Origin of the sequence: Rhodococcus sp. WB1 (assembly GCF_001700945.1) — a bacterium.
GTDB classification, from domain to species: domain Bacteria; phylum Actinomycetota; class Actinomycetes; order Mycobacteriales; family Mycobacteriaceae; genus Rhodococcus; species Rhodococcus aetherivorans.
Genome location: NZ_CP015529.1, coordinates 3,617,527 through 3,628,539, shown reverse-complemented (window position 1 = coordinate 3,628,539; position 11,013 = coordinate 3,617,527). Strand labels below are relative to the sequence as shown.

12 protein-coding genes are annotated in these 11,013 nt (G+C 72.8%); 6 read left to right on the top strand and 6 right to left on the bottom strand.

Annotation, left to right across the window (positions count from 1 at the left end; genetic code table 11):
• Positions 1-66: 66 nt before the first annotated feature.
• From A4U64_RS15975 to A4U64_RS15960, 4 genes are read right to left on the bottom strand one after another with little or no spacing between them, the layout of a single operon-like run.
• Entirely contained in the window at positions 67-852 is a 786-nt protein-coding gene (locus A4U64_RS15975) for an ABC transporter permease (RefSeq protein WP_006938729.1), read from the bottom strand.
• On the bottom strand, positions 849-1,940 hold the full coding sequence (locus tag A4U64_RS15970; protein ID WP_050034873.1) for an ABC transporter ATP-binding protein: 1,092 nt from the start codon (positions 1,938-1,940) through the stop codon (positions 849-851). Before A4U64_RS15970 ends, A4U64_RS15975 begins: the two co-directional genes overlap by 4 nt.
• Before the next feature lie 43 nt (positions 1,941-1,983).
• Positions 1,984-2,823 carry an alpha/beta fold hydrolase gene (locus tag A4U64_RS15965; protein ID WP_029542505.1) on the bottom strand — a complete coding sequence of 280 codons (840 nt, stop codon included), beginning with the start codon at positions 2,821-2,823 and terminating at the stop codon, positions 1,984-1,986.
• 1 nt (position 2,824) lies between these two features.
• Entirely contained in the window at positions 2,825-3,574 is a 750-nt protein-coding gene (locus A4U64_RS15960) for a hypothetical protein (RefSeq protein WP_029542508.1), read from the bottom strand.
• A 116-nt stretch (positions 3,575-3,690) separates the two neighbouring features.
• Between A4U64_RS15960 and A4U64_RS15955 the strand changes: the two genes are divergently transcribed.
• Both A4U64_RS15955 and A4U64_RS15950 read left to right on the top strand, forming a co-directional pair.
• The gene (locus A4U64_RS15955; RefSeq protein ID WP_065922818.1) at positions 3,691-4,548 is read left to right on the top strand and encodes a helix-turn-helix transcriptional regulator; all 858 of its coding nucleotides are present in this window, start codon (positions 3,691-3,693) and stop codon (positions 4,546-4,548) included.
• Positions 4,545-4,946, top strand: a complete 402-nt coding sequence (locus A4U64_RS15950) for a VOC family protein (protein WP_050034875.1) — start codon at positions 4,545-4,547, stop codon at positions 4,944-4,946. Before A4U64_RS15955 ends, A4U64_RS15950 begins: the two co-directional genes overlap by 4 nt.
• Position 4,947: 1 nt before the next feature.
• Here the strand turns inward: A4U64_RS15950 and A4U64_RS15945 are convergent, their stop codons facing one another.
• Entirely contained in the window at positions 4,948-5,976 is a 1,029-nt protein-coding gene (locus A4U64_RS15945) for a glutathione S-transferase family protein (protein ID WP_006938718.1), read from the bottom strand.
• Positions 5,977-6,004: 28 nt separating this feature from the next.
• Positions 6,005-6,700 carry a GNAT family N-acetyltransferase gene (locus A4U64_RS15940; RefSeq protein ID WP_006938717.1) on the bottom strand — a complete coding sequence of 232 codons (696 nt, stop codon included), beginning with the start codon at positions 6,698-6,700 and terminating at the stop codon, positions 6,005-6,007.
• A gap of 38 nt (positions 6,701-6,738) precedes the next feature.
• Here A4U64_RS15940 and A4U64_RS15935 point away from each other — a divergent pair, with 38 nt between their 5' ends.
• From A4U64_RS15935 to A4U64_RS15920, 4 genes are all read left to right on the top strand, one after another.
• Complete coding sequence (locus A4U64_RS15935) at positions 6,739-8,208, top strand: DHA2 family efflux MFS transporter permease subunit (protein ID WP_065923512.1); 1,470 nt, start codon at positions 6,739-6,741, stop codon at positions 8,206-8,208.
• A gap of 10 nt (positions 8,209-8,218) precedes the next feature.
• Positions 8,219-9,016: an enoyl-CoA hydratase/isomerase family protein gene (locus tag A4U64_RS15930; protein WP_006938708.1), complete on the top strand. Its 798-nt coding sequence runs from the start codon at positions 8,219-8,221 to the stop codon at positions 9,014-9,016.
• 66 nt (positions 9,017-9,082) lie between these two features.
• The gene (locus tag A4U64_RS15925) at positions 9,083-10,138 is read left to right on the top strand and encodes a class I adenylate-forming enzyme family protein (RefSeq protein ID WP_029542511.1); all 1,056 of its coding nucleotides are present in this window, start codon (positions 9,083-9,085) and stop codon (positions 10,136-10,138) included.
• A gap of 105 nt (positions 10,139-10,243) precedes the next feature.
• Entirely contained in the window at positions 10,244-11,005 is a 762-nt protein-coding gene (locus A4U64_RS15920) for a crotonase/enoyl-CoA hydratase family protein (RefSeq protein ID WP_006938704.1), read from the top strand.
• Positions 11,006-11,013: the final 8 nt, after the last annotated feature.

The window sequence follows — 11,013 nt, the reverse complement described above, 5'->3', positions numbered from 1 at the left end:
TGTTGCGCCCACCACTCGATCGATGCCGCAGCAACCTCCCCTTCGCCGCGAGAACCGCCGTCGGACTCAGACGATGTCGCGGGTCCGGGTGCGCCACCAGCCGAGACCGCAGATCAGCGCGGTCCAGCCGAGCAGCCCCAGCGGCGCCGCCGGCCACGTCACGGCCGGGTCGACCTCCTCGGGCAGGTCGATGACGGTGAAGACCGTGTACCAGGTGAGCTGCCCGGGCAGCAGCCGGGCGAGTGCGCCCGCCCCGAGGCCGTCGAGGATCAGCGAGACGATCAGCTCCCCGAACGGGATCCAGGCGGTGATCGCCAGGACGCTGCCGGCCGTCGACCCGGTGAGCAGGCCGAGCCCGGCGCCCATGAGGGCCCACAGCATCGCGGCGAACAGGCCGGCGCCGAGGACCGCGGCGACACTGCCCGCACCCGAGCCGTCACCGGCGAGACCACCGCCGAACATCAGGATGGTCAGCATCGACACGGCCTCGACCACCACGCAGTACAGCAGCCCGAACGCGACCGCCGTCGTCAGCTTGGCGGCGATCACCCCGTCGCGGCCGCGCGTGGTCAGGAAACTGGTGACGATGGTGCGGTGCTGGAACTCGCTGCCCGTGTTGACCACCCCGAACAGCGCCGCGAACAGGAACACCAGCGCGAGCGCGACGCTCACCCCGATCGCGGCGGCGGCGGTCTCGGCGAAGCTCTCGCCGACGAGGCTCTCGAGCGTGCCGAGGATCGGCAGGGTCAGCGCACCGGAGAACAGGCCCACCACCACCGGGGTGATGCCGAGGATCCACCAGTAGCGCAGGCCCAGGACCTTGCGGAACTCGGCCGTCAGCAACGCGGTCATCGGGGTCCCTCCCAGCCGGTCGGCGAATGCTGTTGCCCGGGCGGGAACGGGCCGGGCGGCGGGAACTGTCCCGGGTAGGGCGGCTGCTGCGGGGGCGTCGGCCCCTGCATGCCCCACCCCGGCGCGGCCCCCACGTACTGCCCGGCCGTCATCGCCAGGAACACCTGTTCGAGGTCGGCGTGCTCGACGCTCGTCCCGAACACCGTCACGCCGTGTCCGGCGGCGAGCGCCGCGACGCGCTCGGGCTCCACCCCGACGATCGCGAGCCGGCCGTCCGGCTGCACCTGCGCGTCGGTGTGGCCCGCCGCGGCCAGCGCCGTCGCCAGGCGGGCCGGGTCGGAGGCGGCGACGAGGACCCGCGCGCGGTGCGCGTGCCGCAGGTCCGCCGTCGTGCCCTGGTGCACGAGCATGCCGCGGCTGATGATCACCAGACGGTCGGCCGTCTGCTCGACCTCCCGCAGGATGTGGCTCGAGATCAGCACGGTGCCCCCGGAACGCGCGTAGCCGAGCAGGAAGTCGCGCAGCCAGGCCATGCCTTCGGGGTCCAGGCCGTTCGCCGGTTCGTCGAGCACGAGGTAGCGCGGTTCGCCGAGCAGCGCGGTGGCCAGGGCCAGCCGCTGCCGCATGCCGAGGGAGAACTCGCCGATCCGCCGTCGGGCGGCCGCGCCGAGCCCGACCAGGTCGAGAACGTGCCGCACCCGGGCCGCCGGCACGCCGATCGCGGCGGCGTACACGTCGAGATGGGTTCCGGCGGTGTGCTTGGGATGGAAGCTCTGCGCGTCCAGCACCGCACCGACCACCCGCGCCGGCTGCGGCAGCGAGGTGAAGGGCATCCCGTCGACGAGCGCGGCACCGGCCGTCGGGCGCACCAGACCGAGCAGCATCCGCAGGGTCGTCGTCTTCCCGGAGCCGTTCGGTCCGAGGAATCCCGTGATCGATCCCGGCGGGACGGAGAACGACAGGTCCGACACCGCCGGCACGTTGCGAAAGGTCTTGCTCAGCCCCTGCACGGCGATGCCCGGCGGCGGCGCGGCCGCGTTCGCGTACCCGGCGCCGGCGACCGGCCCCGTCGGGAACGGCGCTGTCATCGATACCCTCCCTGGTGTGGGCCCCTGCTCGGACCCCGCGAGCCTACGTGCCCGGCGCGGCGGACCGGGAGAAGGACCGGTCGAGGAAGGGAAGCACCAGTTCGAGGAATTCGCTCGGGGCGTCGAGCTGCGGGCAGTGCCCGGCGTCCGGAATGATCGCGACCCGTCGCCGGGCCCCGGTGTTCACCCGGCCCGCGGCGCGCGCCGGGGTGATCAGATCCCGCTCGCCCCACACCAGCAGCGCCGGCACGGTCAGGGAGTTCACCATCTCGGGAATCGGCAGCCGGCCCAGTTCGGGGATCACGGCCCGGCCGACGGCCAGCATGGTCTCGATGCTGCGCCGCGTCGCGTAGTTCGCCGCGAACGCGGTGCGCGTGTCGACGCCCAGCCGGTCCGGGCGGTGCAGCGCCGCGCGGGTGTACAGGGCGGCGACGGCGAACTGCACGAGCGCCGGCGGCACGGGCCGGGACAGCGCGCGCGACACCATGTCCAACGGCAGCCGCGCTCCGCCCAGCCAGCTGCGCGGTATGCCGGCCATCCCCGGCATGTCGGCGAGTACGACGCCGTCCACCCGGCGCGGATACGTCGACGCGAACGCCAGCGACGTCACCGCTCCCAGCGAATTGCCGATCAGCGCAACCGGATCCCGGCAGTCGGCGATCACGTCGGCGACGGTGTCGACGTAGTGGTCCAGTACCGGCGCCCGCCAGTGCCCGGCGCTCCGGCCGAACCCCGGCAGGTCGACGGTCAGGACCCGGTGGCGTTCGGCCAGGGCCGGGGCCACCTTGCACCAGGTGCCCCCGTGGTCGGAGTATCCGTGCAGGAGGACCACGGTGCGCGGGCCGGATCCGCTCTCGCGCACGAACACCGTGCCCGCGGACATCTCACCAGCCGGTCAGGGGAGAGGACAGCGCCTGCCAGTTCGGATCGCCGTCCGGCCCGGTGGCCGGTCCGGCGAGCGGCGGACGCTTCGCCGGCCACTGCGCCGGCGGCGGGCCGAACGCATCGCGCGCGTTCGCGATGACCCGCTTGCCCAGCGCGCGGTTGCCCACGCCGCCGATCGCGGCACCGATCCCGGCCGGCACCAGCTTGCCGAACACGAGGGCGCTGCGCTTGGCGAGGTACTTGCGGACGAACGTCCGCGCGAGCGACTTGTTCACGGACCTCAGCTGGGCGCCGGGGATCTTGCCGGTGATCGCCGACGTCCACGTCTTCGCGGTCGTGCCCGTGGCCCGCTCGACGATCTCCATGCCTGCCTCACCCAGTGCCACGGCGAGCACGAGGGCGCGGCGCTGCTCGTGCTCGTGCGGTTCGATCCCGTGCACCGACGCCACCGCAAGCGTCAGCAGCGCGGCAGCCTCGAGGAAGAACGCGGTTTCGGCGCCGACCGCGGCGATCGATGCGAGCGTGCCGATGCCGGGAACGGTCGCGGCGGCGCCCGCCGCCGTGCCGCTGCCGGTGACTCCGTTGAGGAAGATCTTCTCCAGCCGCGCAATGATCTGCTCCGGAGTCTCGCCGGGATGGGCGCGCCGCGTCAGTTCGACGTAGCGCGCCACCGCGGGCGCCTGCAGCCTGCTGCCGTTGTCCAGGAGCGTGACGAGATACTTCTCCACGCGTCCCACCCTGTCGGTCATCGTTCCGTCCTCGATCCTCCCGGCCCTCCCGGGCCTGCATGCGCCGCCGTGAGTCCACGGCTGCTCACCCCGTGTACCCCATGCGCGTGTCCTCTATCCCTGTTTACCCTGGGACCGTGACCGGCATCTCGGACGGTGCCCGGCGGCGGCCCGCCCCGTCGCTGCGTCCCTACGTGCGCGGTTACGACGGGTACCGGCTGACGGGATTCGCACCCGGCACCCACCTCGGCCTGCCGTCCCCGGACCTGACCGTCGTGCTCACGATCGGCGCACCGCTCGAACTCGCGCGGGCCGCCGCACCGGGCCAGGGGCCCGGCCGGTTCGGTGCGCTCGCGAGCGGGCTGGCCACCACCGCCGTCACCATCGCCCACGACGGCAACCAGCACGGCATCCAGCTCGCACTCACCCCGGCGGGAGCCCGGGTGCTGCTGGGCGTTCCCGCCGGTGCGCTCGGCGCCTGGGTCGTCGACCTCGAGGAGGTGCTCGGCGCCGCCGCCCGCGAGCTCGGCGAACGGATCGCCGCCACCGGGGCGTGGGAGAGCCGGTTCCGGATCCTCGACGAGGTGCTCGGCCGGCGGCTCGCCGGCGGGCGCGGCGAGATCGATCCCCGCCTGCGGCACGCGTGGCGCAGGCTGCAGGACCCGCGTTCGCCGGGGCCGCGGATCACCGATCTGGCCGACGAGATCGGCTGGAGCCGAAGGCATCTGACGTCGCGATTCACCGCCGAGTTCGGGGTCGGGCCCAAGGAGGCGGCACGGGTGATCCGATTCGACCGGTCCCGTCGGCTGCTGCGCAGCCCCGGGCCGCACGTGCTCGCCGACGTGGCCGCCCGGTGCGGGTTCTACGACCAGGCCCACCTCGCGCGGGAATGGCGCGAGATCGCCGGGGTCCCGCCGTCGCGCTGGCTGCGCGACGAGCAGTTCCCAATCGTCCAAGACGGCGACCCGGCCGTCGACGAACACTGGCAGACATGACCACGACAGCACTCACCACAACCGTGTGGCCCTGCCTCTCCTACACCGATGCCCGGGCGGCGATCCGCTTCCTCGTCGACGCGTTCGGCTTCACCGAGAACGCCGTCTACGGCGACGGCGACCGCGTCGACCACGCCGAGCTGAGATGGCCGCACGGCGGCGGCGTCATGCTCGGCTCGGCCGGTCGGGGCGGCCCGATCGAGACGCCCGCCGGCACCGGCTGCATCTACCTCGTCGCCCCCGATGCCACCGCCGTCGACACGCTGCACGAACGCGCCGTGGCCGCGGGCGCCACGATCGTCGTCGCCCTGCACGACACCGACTACGGCTCACACGACTTCACGTGCCGGGACCCGCAGGGGGTGTACTGGAGCTTCGGAACCTATCCGGGCGCGTGAATCACGCGCCGTGACCGGCCGGCACCGCCTCCTGCGCCCGCGGCGGGGGCGGTGGCGTGCCGTCACCGAACGGCTTGCCGCCCAGCTCTTCCCGGCCGTGCGGCGTCAGCCACCCCCTCAGGTCGGGGCCCTTCGGCACGATCTGCGTCGGATTGATGTCGGCGTGCACGATGTAGTAGTGCTCCTTGATCTGCACGAAGTCGATCGTGTCGCCGAAGCCCGGCGTCTGGAACAGGTCCCGGGCGTACCCCCACAGCGCCGGCATCGACGAGAGCAGACCCCGGTTGCACTTGAAGTGCCCGTGGTAGACGGCGTCGAAGCGGGCCAGCGTGGTGAACAGCCGGACATCCGCCTCGGTGATCGTCTCGCCCACCAGGTACCGGCGCGAACTCAGCCGTTCCTCGAGCCAGTCCAGCCGCGCGAACAGCCGGTCGAAGGCGCGGTCGTACGCGCGCTGCGACCCGGCGAACCCGCACCGGTACACGCCGTTGTTGACGTCCTGGTAGACGAGCTGGGCCACCTCGTCGATCTCGTCGCGCAACGGCTCCGGGTAGAGGTCGGGGGCGCCGTCGCGGTGCAGCGCCGTCCACTCCGTGGAGAAGTCCAGGGTCATCTGCGCGTAATCGTTGGTGACCACCCGGCCGGTGGGCACGTCCACGACGGCCGGGACCGTGATGCCCCGTGGGTACTCGGGGTCCCGGGCGAAGTACGCGTCCTGCAACCGCGGGATCTGCAGCACCGGATCCACCCCGCCCGGGTCGAGATCGAACGTCCAGCTGCGCTCGTCGTGCGTGGGCCCGCACAACCCCAGCGACAGCGCGTCCTCGAGCCCCAGCAGCCGGCGCACGATGAGCGTGCGATTCGCCCACGGGCAGGCGCGGGCGGCGATCAGCCGGTACCGGCCCGCCTCCACCGGATACCCGTCGCGCCCGTCGGCGGTGATGCGCGTGGTGATGTAGTGCGTGTCGCGGCTGTACTCGGCGCCGGGCGTGACATACCCGTCGCTGTCGCCTCCGGAGTGCTCGTTCACAGGGCTCCCTTCGCTCGGTGCGGCCCGTTCAGACGCTAGCCGGTACGGCCACCGAGGTGTGGGTACCCAGTTCGGTGTATCCCAGCACCGCGGCCAGGCCACGGCCCGCGGTGTTGTCGCGCCGGGCCCGCCACTGCGGGATCAGCCCGGCGTCGAGCGCGTCGTGCGTCGCGAGCGTCGCGACCGTCGCCGCCAGACCGATCCGGCGGTGCTCCGGCACGGTCAGTGCCGTCACGTCCGCCAGGATCGACTGCACCTCCCGGTACACCGCCCCCGACAGCGGCCGGTGGTCGTCGTCGAGCAGCACGAACGACGAGGCCTCCCCGTTCACATTCTCGAGTCCCGCCTCGGTCGCGTCGTCGGGTGGGCAGCGCCGCAACAGCTCTGCGAGATCGTCGACCTCGTGGGAGATCAGCGGATCGCGCACCCTCGTCGCGTCGACCCAGTCGGCGCAGTAACTCAGCGCGTGGCTGCGCACCGCGCGGCCGCGGGTCAGGTCGAGCAACGCCGACGCGTCCAGCTCCGCGTCGGGCACCGCCGCGACGGCCTCGACCGCCCAGCCCGGACCCACCACCGCGGTGGCCTCACCGAGGCGCAGCACCCGGACCAGCGCGGACGCGTCGTCCACCCGCGTCACCCGTCCCGGCGCGGCGAGCGCTCCGTCGTCGAGCCCGAGTTCGCGGCACCAGGCCAGCCGCACGATGTCCAGGAGATGTCCGTCCACGGCGCTACCGTAGACGCCTACGAGCGGAGGACGTGCGGGTGGAGACCGAGACAAATCCGTGGCCGGCGCTGTGGGCGCTGTGCCTCGGGTTCTTCATGATCCTGGTGGACAGCACCATCGTGGCGGTCGCCAACCCGGCGATCATGCGGGCGCTGGACACCGACATCAACAACGTCGTGTGGGTCACCAGCGCGTACCTGCTGGCATACGCGGTGCCGCTGCTGGTCACCGGCCGCCTCGGCGACCGGTTCGGCCCGAAGCGCGTCTACCTGGCGGGCCTGGTGCTGTTCACCGCGGCGTCGCTGTGGTGCGGATTGTCCGGCACCGTCGCCGCCCTCGTGGTCGCCCGGGTCTTCCAGGGCCTCGGCGCGGCCCTGATGACCCCGCAGACGATGGCGATCATCACCCGCACCTTCCCGCCCGACCGGCGAGGCACCGCGATGGGCCTGTGGGGCGCGGTGGCGGGGGTCGCGACCCTCGTGGGCCCGCTGGCCGGCGGTGTCCTCGTCGACAACCTCGGCTGGGAATGGATCTTCTTCGTGAACGTGCCGGTCGGGATCGTCGGTTTCGTCCTCGCGGCGCGGCTGGTCCCGGCGCTGCCCACCCATCCGCACCGGTTCGACCTCCTCGGCGTGCTGCTCAGCGGCGCGGGCATGTTCTGTCTCGTGTTCGGTATCCAGGAGGGCAACTCCTACGACTGGTCCACTCCCGTGTGGGTGCTGATCGCCGCCGGGGTGGCGCTGCTGGCGGTGTTCGTGTGGTACCAGTCCCGGGGGCGCGGGGAGCCGCTCGTTCCGCTCGGCCTGTTCCACGACCGCAACTTCTCGCTGGCCAACATCGGCATCGCCACGATGGGCTTCTCGGTCACCGCGATGGTGCTGCCGCTGATGTTCTACGCCCAGGGCGTGCGCGGCTGGACACCCACGGAGTCGGCGTTGCTGATGGCCCCGATGGCGGTCCTCACCGGCGTGCTCGCCCCGATGGTCGGGCGGCTCGTGGACCGGACCCATCCGCGCTACATCGCCGGCACCGGATTCGCGCTGCTCGCCGTGTCGCTGGCGTGGCTGGCCGCGGTGATGACGCCCGACTCGCCGGTGTGGCAGCTGCTGCTGCCGATCGCCCTCATGGGCGCCGCGATGGCCGGCATCTGGTCGCCGCTGGCCGCCACCGCGACGCACGGCCTGCCGCCGCATCAGGCGGGGGCCGGGTCGGGTGTCTACAACACCACCCGGCAGGTCGGTGCCGTCCTGGGCAGCGCCGCCGTGGGTGCGCTCATCACGTCCCGCCTCGCCGTGCACGGGTTGGCCGGCGGCGGTGCCGGCGAGGGCGGGACGACGGCCCTGCCCGAGCCGGTGCGCGCTCCGTTCGCCGCCGCCATGGCCGAGTCGACGCTGCTGCCTGCCGCGGTCCTGCTCGTCGGCTTCGCCGCGGCGCTGTTCTTCGCGCGGCCCGTGCGCACCGAGCCGGCGCCGAGACCACCCCTCGAGCAGCGCCGCACGCTCGCCTAGTGTGGCGCGCATGACGCAGACCACACATCCCACCCGCCTCGAGCGCCACACCACCGCGGCCGGTGCCGAGGTCGCCGTGCTCACCGTCGCGCACGGCACGCTGAACCTGTTCGACCGGGCCCTGTTCGACGCCGTGATCGCCGACATCACCGCGCTCGTGGCCGCGCCGCCGCGCGCGGTACTGATCCGCGCGGAAGGCAAGGTCGTCTCCGGCGGGGTGGACGTCCACCTGTTCGACGGCCTCGACGCCGGGCAGGGCGCGCAGCTGTGGCAGGACCTGTTCGCGCAGATCATCCACCCGCTCGAGGCCCTGCCGTGCCCCGTGGTGTTCGCCGCGCACGGGCTCACCCTCACCGCGGCGTTCGAGATCTCCCTCGCCTGCGACATCGTCCTCGCGGCGCCGGGCGCGAAGTTCGGGTTGGTGGAAACCGTCGTCGGTCTGACCCCGTCGATGGGCGGGCCGCAGCGGCTGGCCGAGCGTGCCGGCTCCGGCCGCGCACGCGAACTGGTGATGACCGGCGACCTCTACGACGCCGAGACGCTGCGGTCGTGGGGCGTGGTCAACGCGGTCCACGAGGATGTGGACTCCGCCGCACGCGCCTTGGCGGACCGGCTCGCCGACGGCCCCACCCGCGCCCACGACGCCACCAAGCAGATCATCGGCGCGTGGCGGTCCGGTGGCGTCGCGCACGCCGACTCGGAGACCCCGGACGTCTCCGGCGCGCTGTTCGGCACCGACGACCTGAAGGGTGCCGTGCGCAGCTTCCTCACCGTCGGCCCGGGGAAGGCGTCGTACACCGGAAGGTGAGCCGATCCCGCCCCCAGTTGTGACCCGCGCCATATAGTGCAGGCACACGACGAGGCGGAGGTGACGATGTCGGTGGCGGTGGTCCGGGTTTCGTGCGCAGCGGGGTGGTTCCGTGACGAGCGTGTCAGTCGCCGACTGGACGGTGTCCTGCGGTACGAGGACCTCGAGCCGTGCCTGGCCGAGCTGCTCGACCGCAGCGCGCTGCGGCACTCAGCCCGCGTCGCCGCCGTCGACCGGGCCGGCAACGCCCTCACCTACGGGCAGATGTGGTCGTCGGCGGCACGGGTGGCGGGTGGACTGCTCGATCAGGGCGTGGGCCCGGCCGACCGGGTGGTCGTCCACTATCCGAACGGGTTCCGCTGGCTGTACGCGTTTCTCGGGGTGGTCCTCGCCGGTGGGGTGCCGGTGCTGCCGGATCCGACGTGCAGCGATCCGGAACTCGAGTGGATCGCCGACGACAGCGGCGCCGTCCTGACCCTCGACGGCGAGCTGCCCGACGGGGTGGCGTTCCTGGACGAGGGCGCCGCGCCGGACGAGCTCGCGGTGCTGTACTACGTGCGCAAACGCGGCGGGGGACTGCACGGGGTGGAGCTGACCAACGAGAACATCCTCTCCACGATCGAGGCCGTGGTGCACGCGATGGACCTGACCGCGGAGGGGGCGCGCACGGTGCTCACCGCACCGCTGTCCACGGCGGCGGGCAGCGCCGTGCAGCTGTTGCCCACCCTGGCGGCCGGCGGCACCGTCGTCGCCGCCGGGGCCCGGGGGGTGCGGGTGCCGTGGCGGCACCTGCGCGCGTCGTTCCCCGCGGCGAGGTGCGTACGCGGCTGGGGGGTGGCCGAAACCGGCGGCATCGGGCTGCTGCTGCCCACCGATCAGCGGGCCGCGCACCCGCGCAGCGTCGGAGTTCCGTTCGGCGGCATGGAGGTCGCGCTCCTCGGCCCGGCCGCCGATCAAGGCGTCGGCGAACTGCTGTGCCGCGGTCCCAGCGTCGCGCGCCGCTACTGGAACGACCCGGAATCGACCGCCGAGACCTTCGACGACGGCTGGTTCCACACCGGCGACCAGGTGCACATCGACGGGGACGGCTTCGTCACGCCCGTCGCCGTCCGGGTGTCGTGACACGGCGGTACGGCCGGTCCGCCGCCGCCGGGTTCGGTTGCGGTATAAGCGAATGGACCGCGGTACGCGCGGTCGGCAACCGAATCCTGTGAAAGGTGTGCGCGCATGTCCGACGAGGTCCTGCTCGAGCGTCGCGGTCGAATCCTGGTGATCACCATCAACCGGCCCGAGGCCCGCAATGCCGTCAACGCGGCCGTCAGCCACGCCCTCGCCGCCGCCGTCGACGAACTCGACGCCGATCCCGACCTGTCCGTGGGCGTGCTCACCGGTGCGGGTGGCAACTTCTGTGCCGGCATGGATCTCAAGGCGTTCGTCGCCGGGGAGAACGTCGCGGTGCCGGGCAAGGGCCTCGGCTTCACCGAGGCGCCGCCGCGCAAACCGATCATCGCCGCCGTCGAGGGCTTCGCGCTGGCCGGCGGCACCGAACTCGTCCTCGCCACGGATCTCGTGGTCGCCGCCGCGGACGCCAGGTTCGGCATCCCGGAGGTCAAGCGCGGACTCGTCGCCGCGGGCGGCGGCCTGCTGCGCCTGCCCACCCGGATCCCGTATCAGAAGGCGATGGAACTGGCCCTCACCGGCGACGCGTTCACCGCCGAGGAGGCCCACGGCTACGGCTTCGTCAACGTTCTCACCGAGCCGGGCGGCGCGCTGGAGGGTGCCCTGGCCCTCGCCGAACGGATCACGGCCAACGGCCCGCTCGCCGTGGCGGCCACCAAGGAGGTCATCGCCAAGGCCGCCGACTGGCCGGCGGACGAGGCCTTCGACAGGCAACGCGAGATCGTCGGCCCGGTGTTCGTGTCCGAGGACGCCCGCGAGGGCGCGACGGCGTTCGCGGAGAAGCGTTCCCCGGTCTGGAAGGGCCGCTGACGACCCGC